Source organism: Streptomyces sp. NBC_01460 (assembly GCF_036227405.1).
In the GTDB taxonomy this organism is placed as follows: Bacteria; Actinomycetota; Actinomycetes; order Streptomycetales; family Streptomycetaceae; genus Streptomyces.
Map to the genome: position 1 here is coordinate 8,245,996 of NZ_CP109473.1, position 16,552 is coordinate 8,262,547.

General features: G+C 71.7%; 12 protein-coding genes. 6 read left to right on the top strand and 6 right to left on the bottom strand.

From position 1 onward, the window contains the following. Positions 1–49: 49 nt before the first annotated feature. The 6 genes from OG488_RS36815 to OG488_RS36840 all read right to left on the bottom strand — a co-directional run bounded on the left by OG488_RS36815 (position 50) and on the right by OG488_RS36840 (position 8,800). Positions 50–1,588, bottom strand: a complete 1,539-nt coding sequence (locus OG488_RS36815; RefSeq protein WP_329237479.1) for a DUF6056 family protein — start codon at positions 1,586–1,588, stop codon at positions 50–52. Between the two features lie 6 nt (positions 1,589–1,594). After that, positions 1,595–3,049: a glycosyltransferase gene (locus OG488_RS36820; protein ID WP_329237482.1), complete on the bottom strand. Its 1,455-nt coding sequence runs from the start codon at positions 3,047–3,049 to the stop codon at positions 1,595–1,597. Between the two features lie 355 nt (positions 3,050–3,404). Beyond that, the gene (locus OG488_RS36825; RefSeq protein ID WP_329237485.1) at positions 3,405–5,471 is read right to left on the bottom strand and encodes an iron ABC transporter permease; all 2,067 of its coding nucleotides are present in this window, start codon (positions 5,469–5,471) and stop codon (positions 3,405–3,407) included. A 6-nt stretch (positions 5,472–5,477) separates the two neighbouring features. After that, on the bottom strand, positions 5,478–6,458 hold the full coding sequence (locus OG488_RS36830; protein ID WP_329237488.1) for an iron-siderophore ABC transporter substrate-binding protein: 981 nt from the start codon (positions 6,456–6,458) through the stop codon (positions 5,478–5,480). Then, positions 6,455–7,357, bottom strand: coding sequence for an ABC transporter ATP-binding protein (locus tag OG488_RS36835; RefSeq protein WP_329237491.1), 903 nt, complete (start codon positions 7,355–7,357; stop codon positions 6,455–6,457). Before OG488_RS36835 ends, OG488_RS36830 begins: the two co-directional genes overlap by 4 nt. A 495-nt stretch (positions 7,358–7,852) precedes the next feature. Further along, on the bottom strand, positions 7,853–8,800 hold the full coding sequence (locus OG488_RS36840) for a methionyl-tRNA formyltransferase (RefSeq protein ID WP_329237494.1): 948 nt from the start codon (positions 8,798–8,800) through the stop codon (positions 7,853–7,855). Positions 8,801–9,051: 251 nt separating this feature from the next. Between OG488_RS36840 and OG488_RS36845 the strand changes: the two genes are divergently transcribed. The 6 genes from OG488_RS36845 (at position 9,052) to OG488_RS36870 (ending at position 16,534) form a co-directional block, all read left to right on the top strand. Then, positions 9,052–10,410 (top strand): lysine N(6)-hydroxylase/L-ornithine N(5)-oxygenase family protein, encoded by a 1,359-nt coding sequence (locus OG488_RS36845; protein WP_329237497.1) that lies wholly within the window; start codon positions 9,052–9,054, stop codon positions 10,408–10,410. Between the two features lie 117 nt (positions 10,411–10,527). Further along, the gene (locus OG488_RS36850) at positions 10,528–11,586 is read left to right on the top strand and encodes a FecCD family ABC transporter permease (protein WP_329237500.1); all 1,059 of its coding nucleotides are present in this window, start codon (positions 10,528–10,530) and stop codon (positions 11,584–11,586) included. Further along, positions 11,583–12,644: a FecCD family ABC transporter permease gene (locus OG488_RS36855; protein ID WP_329237502.1), complete on the top strand. Its 1,062-nt coding sequence runs from the start codon at positions 11,583–11,585 to the stop codon at positions 12,642–12,644. The genes OG488_RS36850 and OG488_RS36855 overlap by 4 nt, the downstream gene beginning before the upstream one ends. A 42-nt stretch (positions 12,645–12,686) precedes the next feature. Beyond that, the gene (locus OG488_RS36860; RefSeq protein WP_329237503.1) at positions 12,687–13,532 is read left to right on the top strand and encodes an ABC transporter ATP-binding protein; all 846 of its coding nucleotides are present in this window, start codon (positions 12,687–12,689) and stop codon (positions 13,530–13,532) included. Positions 13,533–13,647: 115 nt separating this feature from the next. After that, positions 13,648–14,703 (top strand): iron-siderophore ABC transporter substrate-binding protein, encoded by a 1,056-nt coding sequence (locus OG488_RS36865; RefSeq protein WP_329237506.1) that lies wholly within the window; start codon positions 13,648–13,650, stop codon positions 14,701–14,703. A 43-nt stretch (positions 14,704–14,746) separates the two neighbouring features. Continuing rightward, the gene (locus OG488_RS36870; protein ID WP_329237509.1) at positions 14,747–16,534 is read left to right on the top strand and encodes an ABC transporter ATP-binding protein; all 1,788 of its coding nucleotides are present in this window, start codon (positions 14,747–14,749) and stop codon (positions 16,532–16,534) included. The last annotated feature ends 18 nt before the right edge of the window (positions 16,535–16,552 follow it).

A 16,552-nucleotide genomic window follows, 5' to 3' on the forward strand; every position in this document is an offset into this window, starting at 1 on the left:
CGCCGCCCCCGATTCCCCTCGCACGCGTGTGCACACCAGTCCGCCCACCCTACGGCCGCCCGGCGGGCCGCGTCGCGTCGGTGACGCGGTCGATCCGGTAGTAGTCCGCGACGCACCCTCCGGGCCAGTAGGTGCGGCCCCGTCGGCTGAACGGCTCCAGCATCTGGCTGATCACCAGCCGCTCGTAGGGGAGGACTTCCACGCCGGCGCTCGCCCCCGTGCGCAGCCGCCGGTCCTGGGCGTCCCACTTCACGGCCCGTGCGCGCAGGTCCGCGTCGAGGCCGAGCAGTCCGACGGCCGGGCCGACGCAGGCCAGGACGCAGAGCACCGCGCACACCGCGCGCAGAGGGCCGGCCGCCGTACGCGTACGGCTCCTCGCGGCAAGCCCCAGCAGCGCGCCGGCACCGATCAGCAGGACCACGAACAGCAGGAGGTAGTCGTTCCAGAGACGGGCGGCGCTGGGCGCGCTCACACGGTCCTGGAACACCGGGTAGGTGATGACCGTGCAGACGTAGCCGGACACCAGGAACGCGACGACTCCGGCACACGCCGTCAGAGGCCATCCGGCGGGCGGACGCGGCGGGTTCCCGTCCTGGCGTCGGCACAGCAGGCCCAGGAGCACGCCCACGGCGACCGCCCCGATGTACGGCCACGTGGTGATCACGGTGAGGACGATCTCCGTGAACCCGCGCAGGGAGGCGGCGAGCGACTCCGGGGCGACCATGGACGTCGTGCCCGCCCCGAACCGCTCCCGCCGGTGGTTCGAGCCGGGGGACGTGACCAGGACGACGGCCCCGGCCCCGACCCCGGCGATCCCCGCCACGCACCACAGGCGGAGGAACTTCCGGGACGGCCCCGCGGCGGCACGGATGCTGAGGAGGAGGGTGGTCGCCAGCAGCACCGCCACCACGAGCGCGGTCTCCTCCGACAGGGTGCCGATGACCGGACCGGCGAACGCCGCGACGGCGAGGGCCACACCCCTCCCGCGACGCGAACGGGCCGCCAGGAACGGCAGCAGGGCGGCGCAGGCCAGCACGGGCGGCAGGGTGTGCGAGACCGACGCGGCCGGCCAGTAGAAGGTCTTGTACGTGTTGGGCGTGGCGAACAGGAAGAGGGCGGTCGCCATGGCGGCGAGCAGCAGCGGCAGCCCGCGCGGCACGGTGAGCCCGGCGCGCCGCAGGGCGAGGACCGCCACGGCCCGGAGCACCACGAGTGTCAGCACGCCGCTGATCAGGCCGAACCACTGGTGGCCGGGGACCTGGAACGTCGCGTAGGCGCCGACGAGCAGGGCGTTGGCGACCCGCCCGTTGTCCTCGAAGTAGAACTGCCCGATGAGGCCCGTGAGCCCGTCGTCCCGCACCACGGGAAGGAAGCACCAGTCGTCCGCGCCGGGCCTGACCGACCGTCCGAACCACGCGGCGGCGGCGAGCAGGGCGAGGGGCGGGAGGGAGAGGGCCGTCACCCAGAGCCGTGCCCGTGAGCGAGGGCTCCGTCCGCCGGCCGGAACACCCCGCGGTTCATCGGCCTCCGGTCGCCGCCCCGCGTCCGGGGGGCCGGGGAGCGCGGATTCCGGAGTGCCGTCGGACATCCCGGCTCACCGGTCCTCTGACGAGTGGAGGGGGTGCTCGGGGAGCGGGGCGATCACCGGCCGTTCGGCAGCCCCGGCCGGCGCGGAGCCGTCACGCCGGCCCGACATGATCGCCCACCGGGCCAGCAGGAAGGAGACGGGGGTGACGAGGACACCCGCCAGAAGGGCAGCCAGGTTCTTGTCCATGCCGAGCCCGCCGACCGCGGCGTACAGCAGCGCGCCCGATGCCACGAGGTTGACGGCGCTCGACACGGGATAGCGAACGAAGGCGCGCCACGTCGGCTTCGTCCGGCAGGTGACGTAGGAGTTGAGCAGGAACGAGCACACGATGCTGACCGCGTACCCGAGGACATGTGCCACCAGATAGGGGATCCACCGGTTCAGGACGGCGTAGACGCCGAGGTACACGGCCGTGTTCACGCACCCGACGAGGACGAAACTGCCGAACTGGCGGGCGGTGCGGGCCCGGGGAGTGACGTGCTCCCGCAGATCCACGGTGACCGGTGGCCCCGGACGGACCGACAGCGCGGGACCGTTCTCGTCGGTCTCCCGCACCACGTAGGGCGGGCGGTGCTTGGCCTCGTGGTAGATGCGGCCCACGTATTCGCCGATGACTCCGAGGGTGACCAGCTGGATGCCGCTGAGCGCCACCACCGCGGTGAGCAGAGTGGCGTAGCCCGGTGTGTCCGCGCCGTGCAGCACGACCTTCACCACGGTCCACGCAGCGTAGGCCAGTGCTGACAGGAAGACCCAGAAGCCGGTGTAGATGGCCAGGCGGAGCGGACGGTTGTTGAAGGACAGGAGCCCGTCGATGCCGTAGTTCAGCAGCCGCCTGCTCCCCCATTTCGACCGGCCCGCCACGCGTTCGCTGTTCCGGTAGCGGAAGCTGACGGTGTCGAAGCCGATCCAGGAGAAGATCCCCTTCGAGAACCGGTTGCTCTCCGGCAGGGACAGGACGCTCCGGACCGCCCGCCGGGACAGCAGCCGGAAGTCGCCCGTCCCGTCGAGGAGTTCCACGTCCACACAGTGGCGCACGACCGCGTAGTAGGCGTGGCTGAGGGTGCTGCGCACCAGGCCTTCGCCCGAGCGGTCGCGACGCGGGACGACCTGGTCGTAGCCGTGGCGGTGCAGTTCGAGCATGCGGGGGATGAGCCCGGGCGGGTGCTGGAGGTCGGCGTCCATGATCACCACGGCGGCCCCCCTCGCCATGCGGAGCCCGGCGAGCATGGCGGCCTCCTTGCCGAAGTTCCGGCTGAACGCCGTGTAGCGCGTCCGTTCGTCCTGCGCGGCGAAGGCGTTGAGCAGGAGCCGTGTGCTGTCGCGGCTGCCGTCGTCCACGTAACAGATCTCGAAGGTCTCCCCGAGCCCGTCGAGGACGGCCGTCAGGGCTGCGTGGAAGGAACCGATCCCCTCGGCCTCGTTGAAGCAGGGCACGACGACCGACAGCTGAAGGCCGGTCACACGGCACCTCCGGACGTCTCGGGACCGGACCCGGGATCCCGGGTCGCTCCGGCCCACACGATGCGTACCAGTGGCCCATCCAACGGCGAGGCGGTCCCGGCGCCGCTTCGAACGCGCGGGCCACGGTCTTCTTTCGCACGAACGGCGCACACTCCGGGGCGCGACGTCTGCCTCCGCCCCGCGAGACCGGTGGCCTCAGGCGGGGCGCGGAGGTCCGGGGCGCGGAGGTCGGGCGCGTGAAACGCCGGGGCGGGTCACCGATGGCTCAGCACGTTGACGACGCGGCCGTCGGGATCACGGACGAAGAACTGGCGCGCGGTGGCGGGCCCCGGCCGGCGAGGGCCCGCCACCCCGCTCAGCGCCGGGTACGGACCAGCAGGTAGACGAAGTACGGCGCACCGATGACGGCCGTCATCAGGCCCGCGCCGAGCTGCGCCGGTGCGATCACCGTGCGCCCCGCCAGGTCCGCGAGGCAGACCAGGAGCCCTCCGAGGAGGAGGGCGACCGGGACCACCCGTACGTGCCGGCGCCCGACGAGGGCGCGTGCCGCGTGCGGGGCGACGAGCCCGACGAAAGCGATCGTGCCGGCGGCCGAGACCGCGGTGGCGGCGAGCAGGACGGACGTGACGAGGAAGCCGAGACGCGCCCGGGGGAGACCGAGGCCGAGAAGCCTCGGGGTGTCCTCGTCGAGTGCGACGAGGTCCAGCTCCCGGCGACGGGTCACCGCCACGACGACGCCGACGGCGAGTACGACGGCGACCGGCACCACGTCGGGCATGGTCCGCCCGTACGTCGAACCGGACAGCCAGGTCAGGGCCTTCGTCGTGTCGAAGGGGTCGCTGAGCACGATGACCAGGCTGATCAGGGCCGCCGCGGCGGAGGACACCCCGAATCCGAGCAGGACCAGCCTGTTCTGCCGGAAACCGCCCCGCGCGGCCAGTCCGAAGACGAGCGTCGCGGTGACGGCCGCCCCGCCGAACGCCGCTCCCGCGATCTCCCACGAGCCGGGGGCCTGCGCGGTGGTGACCAGGAGGACCGCGCCGAGACCGGCGCCTCCGGAGACTCCCAGGATGCCCGGTTCCGCGAGCGGGTTGCGGGTCACCGCCTGCACCAGGGTGCCGGACAGGGCGAGCGCACCACCGGCGAGGAGCGCCGCCGTCACCCGGGGGACCCGGGTGTCGAGGACGAAGGTGACGACCCGGCCCGCCCGGCCCTGGGCCCAGTTCACGACGTCGCCCAGCAGCAGCTTCGAGTCGCCGAGGAGGACGGCCGCGAGCAGCACGCCCACCAGGACGGCGGCGAGCGCGACCACGGTGACGACGAAGGCCCTCCGCCCGGGGATGCGCAGGCGGTCCGGCGCGTCGGCCGAGGCGGTGTCCCGGGTGCGGAGTGCCATCACGACGAGGAACACGCCACCGACCACGGTCGTGACGACGCCCGTGGGGACCTCCACGGCGGTGTCGGCGGGCACGATCGCGCGCAGCGCGACGTCCGAGAGGAGCACGAGCGCGGCCCCGACGAGCCCTGCCACGGGCATGCCCACCCGGGAGCGGACGAGCCCCCGGAACCGGCGGGTGAGAGGGCGTACGAGCGCGGGCGCGCAGAGACCGACGAAGCCGATCGGGCCGGCGAGCGTGACCGCCGCCGCGGAGAGCAGGGTGGCGAGCACGACCGTGGTGACGCGGGTCCCGCGGACGGAGACACCCAGCCCCTGGGCGGCGTCGTCGCCCAGGGCCAAGGCGTCGACCCGGCGGGCGACCAGGAGCAGCCCGACCAGGCCGACGGCCACGACGGGAGCCATCTGGACGACGCCGTCGAACCCGTTCTGGCCGACGCTTCCCTGGTTCCACCGGTAGAGGCCCTCGGTCTGCTGAGGGAAGAGGAGCAGCAGCGCGTCGGTCACCGCGTTCAGCCCCAGGGCGAGGGCGGTGCCCGCGAGGACCAGGCGGACGGTGCCCTTGCCGAGCCCGGACAGCCCGAGCACCACGGCCGCGGCGGCGAGTCCGCCGACGAACGCGGCGCCCGACGAGGCGAGGAGCGGGAGGGAGGTCCCGGTGACGGCGAGCACCCCGAGCGCCAGGTAGGAACCGGCGTTCACGGCGAGGGTGTCGGGCGCGGCGAGCACGTTCCGGCTGACGGCCTGGAGGGCGGCGCCGGCCATGCCGAGGGCCACACCGACGAGGACGGCGGCGACCATCCTCGGGAGCCGGGACGCGATGACGACGGACGCGTCGCCGGCCTCGGCGTTGCCGGTGAGAGCGTTCCAGACCTGCGAGGCGCCGACGTCGGCCGTGCCCTGGGTGATGTCGACGGCGGCGAGTGCCGCGATCAGCAGCACGAGCGTGGCCGTCACGGCGACCGCGCCCGTCGTGGCCGCGGCGGTGCGGTCACGGCCGACCGCGGTCTTGTCGATGACGGCCACGGCGCGCTACTTCGTCAGCGCGTCGACGAGGGAGTCGATGTACGCCTCCATCGAGCGGGGACCACCGAACATCCAGACGCCGTCGGGCAGCCGGTGCACGTTGCCGTCCTTCACGAAGGGCAGCGACTTCCACACGGCGTTCTTCGCGAGCGGCCCGGTGAACGTGTCACCGTCGGCGTCGTTGGCGACATAGGTGAACTGGACGTCGCCGAGACCGGTGAGGCCTTCGACGTCGGTGGTGGCGAGGCCGTAGCTGGCGTCACCCTTCACCTTCCAGGCGTTCTTCAGGCCGAGCTTCTCGTTGACGGCGCCCAGGAGGGACGTGCCGGTGTAGGCACGGATGGAGACCTGGTTCGACGCCTCGTAACCGTCGGCGGAGGCGATCTCGGCGCCGCCGAGACCGGCGTCCTCGAGGGCCTTCTTCCCGTCGGCGAGACTCGCCTCGAAGTCCTTCTTGAGGGCCTCCGCCTCGGTCTCCTTGCCGGTGGCCTTCGCTATGAGGTCGACGCTCTCCGTCATGGAGCCGATCTGATCGGCGCCGTCGGCGGCCGTCAGCTCCAGGACGGGCGCGACCTTGCGGAGCTGCTTCACGACGGCCGGGGCCAGGTCGGTGGTGGCGACCACGAGGTCCGGTGCGAGCGCGGCGACGGTGTCGATGCTCGGCTCGCCGCGGGTCCCGATGTCCTTGGGGTCACCGGTGAGCGGGGCCGCGGTGTTCCACGCGGTGTAGCCCTTCACGTCCGCGACACCCACGGGGGCGACCCCGAGAGCGACCAGGTCCTCGACCACGTTCCACTCGGTGGCGACGACCTTCGTGGCGGGGCCGTCGAGGGTCACCTTCGTGCCCTTGGCATCGGTGAGGGTGATCTTCCCGGCGGGCTTCTTCGAGGCCGCGGCGTCGTCGGAGGACGGCTCCGTGGTCCCGCAGGCTGCCAGGGAGAGGGCGGCGACGGCGACGGTGGCCGTGGCGAGGAGGTGGCGTCTCATGAGGAGGTGCTGAGCCTTTCGGATCTGGAGTGGTGGCGGCCGATCGCGCGGGTGCGCAGCCGGCCGGTGGAGGGGTCGGTGCCCACGTCGATGCGGATGCCGTAGACGTCCGACAGGAGGTCGGGGGTGAACACGTCCTCGGGCACACCGTCGGCGACGATGCGTCCTGCCCGCAGCAGGGCGACACGGTCGGCGACGGCCGCGGCCTGGTCGAGGTCGTGGAGGACGACGCCCACGGCGATGCCCTGGTCGTCGGCGAGATCGCGGATCAGGTCGAGAAGTTCGACCTGGTAGCGGAGGTCGAGGTAGGTGGTCGGTTCGTCCAGGAGCAGGACCCCCGTCTCCTGCGCGAGGCAGCTCGCCAGCCATACGCGTTGGAGCTGACCGCCGGAGAGCTGTTCTACGCCCCGGTCGGCGAGGTCAGCGACACCGGTGAGGCCGAGCGCCCGGTCCACCGCGGCGGTGCCGTGGGGGTCGGGACGGCCCCAGCGCCCCCGGTAGGGGTAGCGGCCGAAGTCGACCACGTCGCGGACGGTGAGTCCGCCCGGCGTCGAGCGGGACTGTGTCAGCAGCGCGACGCGGCGCGCGAACTCGCGTGCGCCGAGCGCGAAGCCGTCCGCTGCCTCGTCCGTGCCCGCGTCGACCGTGAGCGAGCCGGTGCGCGGGGTCTGCAGCCGGGCGAGGGTACGCAGCAGCGTGGACTTCCCGCTGCCGTTGGGGCCCACCAGGGCGGTCACCTCGGCGGGCCGCAGGGTGATGGCCGCTTCGTGTACGACGTCGACGCGGCCGTACGCCACGGTGACCCCGTCGGCGGACAGACCGTGTCCACGTGTACGCGGCACGGCGACCCCCACAGGGGTGCCCGAAGCAGCACTGGAAGTGCTCTCACCAGCTCTCATGGGCGTTAGGTTAGCCTGCCCTTATGTGTGCTGGTGACCAGGGCCCCCGCTCGGCTCGGGCGGACGATGCCGCGGACAGCGGACCGGCCGGGCCGGAGCCGTGGGCGCGGAGCGCCCGGAGGCCGCGCAGGTCAGGCGGGGCGGGGCCGTGGCCGGATCACCCTGCTCTGTGGCGAATGCGTTGACGGATGGTCAGGAATACCTGGGGGCAAGTGAGTTGACGCCTGTGCCCGGTCTTCGGGTGTGTCACGGCATTCCTGGGAACCGCTGCCGAGGAGGTGTGAGCGGCAGGCGCACGCCTGGGGCGACGGCGGGTCGGGCACCTCGGAGGCGTCGCCCCGATCCGCCCGGGCCGACGTGGGCGGACCTCCCGGTGGGCAGCTGTCCAGGCAGCGCAACGGCCGTTCCGGTCGCCGCTACCGCCCGCACGGGCGTGTGCGGGCCGGATGCGACGACAGGGACGGCCGGCAGGGGTGAGAGGTCAGCCGTGAGGGGTCAGGGCCGGCTGGTCAGGTAGCCGCCCATGGTGGTGAAGTGCTCCGTCGCCGGCACCTCCCGGCCGTCCTCGGTGCGTACCCGCGTGATGGCCAGACCGTGGTTGCGGCCGGTGCGGGCGTCCGCGCCGGCCACGATCACCACGCCCTCGCCCTCGCGGTAGAAGACGCGGCCGGGCGTCCCGCCGTATCGGCCCTCGGAGACCACCGCGGCGACGACCTCGATGCGCTTGCCCCGGTGGTAGGTGAAGGCGCTGGGGTACGGCTCGGACTGGGCGCGGATCAGGCGCTCGAGGTCCTCGGCGGGCCAGGTCCAGTCGATGCGGATGTCCTCGGCGGCCCGCTTGTGGAAGAAGGTCGCCTGGGTGCGGTCCTGCCGGGTGAACTCGGTCTCCCCGGCCGCGATGCGGCCGAGTGCCCCGATGGTGACCGGGCCGATCAGGTCGACGGTCTTGTGGAAGAGGTCGGTCGCGGTGTCCTTCGGGCCGACGGCAACCGCCTCCTGGCCGACGATGTCGCCTGCGTCGAGCTCGTCGTTCATCATGTGCGCGGTGACGCCCACCTCGGACTCGCCGTTGATCAGGGCCCAGATCAGGGGCGAGAACCCGGCGTACTTCGGCAGCAGCGAGTCGTGGATGTTCAGCGTGCCGTGGCGCGGGAGCCCGAAGATGCGCGGGGGGATCCAGGTCCGCCAGTTGTTGGCCACGATGATGTCCGGGGCGGCCTCCTGGAGGCGCGCGAACAGCTCGTCGTCGTCGGGACGGTTCCGGATCACCACCGGCACGCCCCGCGCCTCGGCGAGGTCGGCGACGGAGTCGCTCCAGATCTTCTCGTACGCGTGCTCGCTCCTGGGGTGGGTCACCACCAGCACCACGTCGTGCTCGGAGTCCAGGAGGGCTTGAAGGGTTCGGTGCCCCCAGGTCTGGTACCCGAACATGACGACCCGCATGGGTTCCTCCTTGGTGCAGGGACTGACGAACAGACAGTAAAGCGAGGCTTACCTTACTGTGCAACAGGGCGTCATGGGAGTCGTGTTGACGGACACGCACTGTCCCGCCGTTCTTGCTGTGGGCTATCGACAGCTCCGCTAGATGAGCTTAGGCTCACCTAAATAGCAACGGGCCGCCGTGTCGGTGTGCCCGCTCGTCTCTGCTTCCCCCACGCCATTTCTCGGCGGCTTCACCGCACGATGGGAGTGACATGTCTCAGGTCCTGCCTGGCGACACAGCATCACCGGTCCTCGACCTCATCGGCATCGGCTTCGGACCGTCCAACGTGGCCATGGCGATCGCGCTCAGCGAGCACAACGCGGGCGTCGACGCGAACGAGGCGGTGTCCGCCCACTTCTTCGAGCAGCAGCCGCGCTTCGGCTGGCATCGAGGGATGCTGATCGACGACGCGACCATGCAGGTGTCCTTCCTCAAGGACCTGGTGACACTGCGGAACCCGACCAGTGAGTACAGCTTCCTCTGCTACCTGAAGAGCAGGGGCCGCCTGGTCGACTTCATCAACCACAAGAACCTCTTCCCCCTGCGGGTCGAGTTCCACGACTACTTCGAGTGGGCCGCCGCCAAGGTCGGCGGCATGGTCTCCTACGGCCACGAGGTCGTCGGCGTCACGCCCGTCGTCCAGGACGGGGTCGTGGACCACCTCGACGTGACGGTCCGTTCGGGGGAGGGGCTCGTGGTGCACCGGGCCCGCAACGTCGTCATAGGGACCGGGTTGCGCCCCCTGATGCCCGAGGGCGTGGAGCGGGGCGACCGCGTCTGGCACAACTCCGACCTGCTGGCCAAGGTCGAGGAACTGGACGGGACTTCACCCTCCCGGTTCGTCGTCGTGGGCGCCGGGCAGAGCGCAGCGGAGAACGTCGCCTACCTGCACCGGCGCTTCCCCCGGGCCGAGGTGTGCGCGGTCTTCTCCCGCTACGGCTACAGCCCCGCCGACGACAGCAGCTTCGCCAACCGGATCTTCGACCCCGGGGCGGTCGACGAGTACTTCGCGGCCCCCGGGAACGTCAAGCGCCGGCTGATGGACTACCACGGCAACACCAACTACTCCGTGGTGGACATCGACCTGATCGACGACCTGTACCGGCAGATGTACCAGGAGAAGGTCCTCGGCACCGAGCGGCTCCGCTTCATCAACGTGTCCCGGCTCGAAGCCGTCGAGGAGAAGCCGGACACGGTCCACGCCACGGTGAAGTCCCTCGTCACCGGGGAGGAGACCGTGCTGGACGCCGACGTCGTGGTGTTCGCCACCGGTTACAGCCCCGTGGACCCCCTCGGCCTCCTAGGCGAGGCCGCGGACCACTGCCTCCGCGACGAGGACGGCCGTGTCCGCGTCGAGCGCGACTACCGCATCTCGACAGGACCCGAACTGCGCTGCGGGCTCTACCTGCAGGGCGGAACGGAGCACACGCACGGCATCACGTCCGCCCTGCTGTCCAACACCGCGATCCGCGTCGGCGAGATCCTGGACTCGCTGCTCGGCCGCGGCGTCAAGGCCGCGTCGGACGAGGCCCGGCTGGTCGCCGACCGGTCCGGTGGTGCGGCCGGCTAGCCCGCACGGGCGGACCTGTTCCGGGGCTTGCCACCCGGTGAGAGGGAGGAGCAGCACCGCGCGGCTGCCCAACTGGCCGCGCGTTCCCCGAAGATCAAAGGGATATCGTACGTCGACATGAGCACGACTGCAGTGGAGCGCTCCGCTCCCCGGGGCACGGAAGAGGCCCGTCGGAGACGGGTGGTGGGTCTGGGTGCGCTGGTGGCGGTCCTCCTGATCGGGGCGGCTGTCTCGCTCGCCGTCGGTGCGCGCGCGCTGAGTCCCGCCGAGGTGTGGCACGGGCTGTTCGCCGCGCCGGACGCCGACGGCCGCCTCACCGAGACCAGGCTCATCGTGCAGACGGTGCGGGTGCCCCGGACGGTGCTCGCGGTCGTGGCGGGTCTGTCCCTGGGGGTCGGCGGTGCGCTGATCCAGGGGTTCACGCGCAACCCCATCGCCGACACCGGGCTGCTGGGTGTGAACTCCGGCGCCTCGTTCGCCGTGGTGACCGCGATCGCGCTCCTCGGGCTGGCGGACCCCTTGCACTACGTCTGGTTCGCCTTCCTGGGGGCGGGGGTCGCCGGTGTCGTCGTGTTCGGGCTGTCGAGCATAGGCAGGGGGGCCGGGAACCCCCTGACCCTCGCCCTGGCCGGCCAGGGCGTGACGGTGTTCCTCGCCGCGATGACCACGGCGGTAGCCCTGTCGGACCTGAAGTCGCTGAACGTGCTGCGGTTCTGGAACACGGGATCCGTCGCCGGTGTCGGGTTCGACGTCATCCGGCCGGTGGCCGTGTTCATCCTGGTGGGGCTGGTGCTGGCGCTGACGACGCTGCCCTCCCTCAACCTGCTCAACCTGGGTGACGACGTCGCACGGGGGCTGGGCGTGAACATCGCGCTGAGCCGGACCGTCGGGATCGTCGCCATCACCCTGCTGGCCGGGGCGGCGACGGCGGCCTGCGGTCCCATCGCCTTCCTCGGGCTGATGGTGGCCCACGTCGCCCGTTACCTGACCGGGCCGGACTACCGCTGGCTCGTGCCGTACGCGGGGCTCCTCGGAGCGGTGGTACTCCTGGTCTGCGACATCGTCGGCCGCCTGGTGGTGCGGCCCGGCGAACTGGACGCGGGAGTCGTCGTCGCCCTTCTCGGCGCCCCGTTCTTCGCGGTTCTGGTGTGGCGAGGAAAGTTCAGGAGCGCATGAACGCGACCGAGGTGAAGCGACCCGTGACCCCCGGAGTGCGGGTCGGGCAGATGTCGTTCGTCTGGCGGCCCTGGATGGTCTGCGTCACGCTGCTGCTCGCGGCGGCCGCCTTCCTGGTGTTCTGTCTGTCCCTCGCCGTCGGCGACTTCCCGCTCGGACTGGACCGGGTGATCGCCACGATCGTGGGGCGGGGCGAGCAGGTCGACGAGTTCGTGGTCCTGGACCTGCGGATGCCGAGGGCACTGGCCGGGCTCCTCGTGGGCATCGCCCTGGGGGTCTCCGGGGCCATCACCCAGTCCGTCGCGCGCAATCCGCTGGCCAGCCCGGACATCCTGGGGATCACCGGGGGCGCCACCACCGTCGCGGTGTTCCTGGTGACGGTGTCGGGCGGGACCACGGCCGCCGTCGTCAGCTCCGTGGGCCTCTCGGCCGCGGCGCTCGCCGGCGGCCTCGGCACGGGGCTGCTGGTGTACTTCCTGGCGTGGCGGCGCGGGATCGACGGATTCCGGCTCATCCTCATCGGGATCTCGGTGACCGCGGTGATGCAGGCCCTCACGACCTGGCTCCTGGCCACGGCCGACATCAGGGATGTGGCCAGGGCCCAGGCCTGGCTGGTCGGTTCGCTGGACAACCGCTCGTGGGACGAGGTCCGGGTGGTGTTCTGGTGCACGCTCGTCCTCGTGGTGGTCGTGACGGGCGCCGCGTTCCAGTTCAAACCGATGCACCTCGGTGACGACGTCGCGGCGGGCCTGGGCGTCCGCTTCACGCGGGTGCGGGCCGTTCTCCTGCTGTGCGCGGTGCTGCTGGCCGCCGCGGCGGTGAGCGCGGCGGGCCCGGTCCCCTTCGTGGCACTGGTGGCGCCGCAGGTGGCCATGCGCCTGGCGCGCTGTCCGACCCCGCCCCTGGTGGCCTCCGGGCTGGTGGGCGCGCTGCTGCTGATCGGCGCGGACCTGATCGCGCGCTCGGCGCTGCCGATCACCCTCCCGGTCGGCGTGGTCACCGCGGCGATCGGCGGGCCCTTCCTTGTATACCTGCTGGTGCGGGCGAACCTCAGATAGATGACCGAAGAGACCGTACGAACCGGACAACCGGGGGGACCTGTGGGCGTTCAGCACATCACCGAGACCGAGAACGATCCCGCGGCCCAGGACGCCCCCCGGCTCGCCGCCCGGGGTGTCTCCGTCGGCTACGGGGGCCGGACCGTCATCGACGGCCTCGACGTGGCCGTCCCCTCAGGGCTGATCACCACGATCATCGGCCCCAACGGCTGCGGGAAGTCGACCCTGTTGCGCACGCTGACCCGGCTGCTCAAGCCGACCGCGGGAGCGGTCGTGCTGGACGGCGAGGACATCGTCACGCTCAGGACCAGGGAGGTGGCCAGGAAGCTCGGCCTCCTCCCGCAGGCCCCGGTCGCGCCGGAGGGGCTGACGGTCGCCGATCTGGTCGCCAGGGGACGGCATCCGCACCAGAGCTGGCTGCGGCAGTGGTCGTCGGACGACGCCGCCGTCGTGGAGCGCGCCCTGGCCATGACGGGGGTGTCGGACCTGGCCGACCGGCCGGTCGACTCGCTGTCCGGCGGACAGCGCCAGCGCGTCTGGATATCGATGACGCTGGCTCAGGGCACCGACCTGCTCCTGCTGGACGAGCCGACGACGTATCTGGACCTGGCCCACGCGATCGACGTCCTCGACCTCGTGGACGACCTGCACGAGTCGGGGCGCACCGTGGTGATGGTGCTGCACGACCTCAACCTGGCGACCCGGTACAGCGACAACCTCGTCGTCATGCGTGAGGGGGCGATCCTGGCGCAGGGCCACCCGCGTGACGTCGTCACGGCCGAGCTGCTGGAGGAGGCGTTCGGGCTGCGGGCCATGGTGATCGACGACCCGGTGGGCGACCGCCCCCTCATCGTGCCGATCGGCCGCACCCATGTGCGTCTCAACTGATGCCTCTCCAAAGGAAATAGCAATAGTTAGGCTAGGCTAACCTCATTCCGCATGGGTAAGGTTAGGCTGCCCTCGTTCGGGTGTAGCTGACAGCGTGAAAGCAGGGGAATCAAGGATGCTCTTCCACAGATCGACGTTTCTGAAGCCACGGCGGCGACTGGTGGCGACCCTCTCCGCCGTGACCCTCGGCGTCGGCCTCCTCGCGGGATGCGGCTCCGACCCCGCGGAGGAAGGGACGAAGGACAAGGCCCCGGCCGCCGAGGCCGGCGCGTTCCCGGTCACCGTGGAGCACGCCTTCGGATCGACGAAGATCACCAAGGCCCCCGAGCGGGTCGTCACCGTGGGCTACACCGACGACCAGGCGGTCCTGGCGCTCGGCACCAAGCCCGTCGGCATGGTCGACCAGTACCCGAACCCGGCAGGAACGTCCCCCGACATCAACACCCAGTGGCCCTGGGTGAAGGACAAGTGGGGCGACGCCAAGCCTGAAGTCATCATGAGCAACGGCGACACGGGCCCCAACTACGAGAAGATCGCCGCCCTGCGGCCGGATCTGATCGTCGCGGTCTACTCCGAGGTCGACCAGGCCGCCTACGACAAGCTCTCGAAGATCGCCCCGACCGTGGGCCGCACCAAGGCCGAGAAGGAACTCTTCAGCGCGCCGTGGCAGGACAACGCCGTCCACATCGCCAAGGCACTCGGCAAGGAGTCCGAGGGCGCCGCACTGGTCAAGGGCATCCAGGACAAGCTCGACGCCGCCAAGGAGGCGCACCCGGAGTTCGCGGACCAGACCGCCGTCCCGCTGTCCTGGTACGAGGGCAAGGTGGCGCCGTTCACCACCACGGACGTACGCGGACGCCTGGTGACGGGCATCGGCTTCAAGGGCAACACGAAGATCGACGAGATCGCCGGCGACAAGTTCTACACCCAGCTCTCGCCCGAGCGCATCGACCTGATCGACGTCGACCGCATCTTCGTCATCAACGACAAGGCCGACCAGGACGCGCTGAAGAAGTTCGAACTCTTCGCGAACCTGCCCGCGGTCAAGGCGGGCAAGGTGTCCTACCTCCTGGACAGCGAGGGCCCGGCCGTGGGCGCCGCGATGTCCCAGGGCACCCTGCTGTCCCTGCCGTACGCGATCGACGAGCTCGTCAAGTCGGTCGACCAGTGACGGCGACAGCCCCGCCCCGCCACCGGCACGTCCCGGCCTCTGCGTGAGCACCACCGACACGCGCGTCGCCCCGGCCACCCTGCGCACAGCCGCCGGAGGCGAGTCCACCCGCTGGGTCGCCGCGCGCTGCCGCGAGCTGCCGTGGCTCACTTCGGCCACCGTGCTCACCACGGTGGCCGGGGCGGCGCTCCAGGTGCTCCCCGTGCTCCTGCTCGGCCGGGTCGTCGACGGTGTCGTCCAGGGCGACGACCGCTCGGTCCTGGTCACGATCGGCATCCTGATGGGAGCCGCCGCGCTGCTCGGCGCGGCGGCCACCGCGGTCTCGACCTACCTGATCGGGCGGTTGGGCGCGGATCTCCTGGCCCAGCTGCGGGAAGCCGCGGTCCGGGCGGTGCTGGGGATGCCGAGCGCACGGATCGAACAGGTCGGCCGGGGAGACGTGCTGTCCCGGGTCGGCGACGACGTGGCCGTGCTCTCCAGGGGCATCCGCACGGCCATCCCCACGGTGTTCTCCGCCGGTGTGCTGGTCGCCATCGCGACGGTCGGCATGTTCGGACTGGACTGGAGGCTCGGCCTGGCGGGCGCCGGGGCGCTGCCCGCCTACGCGCTGGCCCTGCGCTGGTACCTGCCCCGGTCGGCGCCGCTCTACCGGCGGCAGCGGGTGGCCCAGGCCGACCGCGCACAGGCGTTGATCAGCGGACTGAACGGGATCGACACCGTCCGGGCGTACGGCCTGGAGTCCGCCTTCCGTGAGAAGGTCACCGACCGGTCCTGGCGGGTGCGCGAGTTCGGCATCGAGGTCTTCCGGATCTTCGGCCGGTTCGTCGGCAGGGAGAACCGCGCCGAGTTCATCGGGCTGGTCCTGATCCTGGTGGTCGGCTACGTCCTCCTGGAGAACGGTGCCGCGAGCCTGGGCGAGGTGTCGGCGGCACCGCTCATGTTCCACCGGCTGTTCACCCCGCTGGGCGCCATCATGTTCACCTTCGACGAGGCGCAGAAGTCGGGCGCGAGCCTCACGAGGCTCGTCGGGGTGCTGGGGGAGTCCGCGGACGACCGGCTGGTCGGCGACGCCTCGGTGGCGGCCGCGGACGCCGTGCCCTACCCCGTGACGGTGGAGGGGCTCACCTTCCGCTATCCCGGCGCCGAGGACCCGGTCCTGCGGGACGTCGACCTGACGATCCCGGCGGGCGGCTCGCTCGCCCTGGTGGGAGCGACCGGCGCGGGCAAGTCGACGCTGGCCGCCCTGATCGCGGGCATCGGGACTCCGGACGCCGGATCCGTGCGCATCGGGCCGCACGACCTCGCGGACATGGACGAGGCGGGCGCGCGGGCCCTCGTGAGCATCCTGACGCAGGAGACACACGTGTTCTCCGGTCCGCTCGCCGACGACCTGCGGCTGGCCGCGCCACGCGCGACCGACGCCGAGCTGACGGACGCACTGCGCACGGTCGGCGCGGTCGGCTGGGTCGAAGCGCTGCCCGACGGACCGGCCACCCCGGTCGGCGAGGGCGGCGAACGCCTGGACGTCACCAAGGTCGCCCAGATCGCCCTGGCCCGGCTGGTGCTCAACCGGGCTCCGGTGGTCGTGCTCGACGAGTCGACCGCCGAAGCGGGCAGCGAGGGCGCGGCCGAGCTGGAGCGGTCCGTGCGGGCCGCGTGCGCCGGCCGGACCACGCTGTTCGTGGCCCACCGGCTGACCCAGGCGATGGCCGCCGACCGGATCGCGGTACTGGACGCGGGGCGCGTCGTGGAACAGGGAACGCACGAGGAGCTGGTGGCTCTCGGCGGTCGGTACGCACGACTGTGGCGGGCCTGGCGCGAGGGCAGTTAGGCACACCCGGGCCGAGGT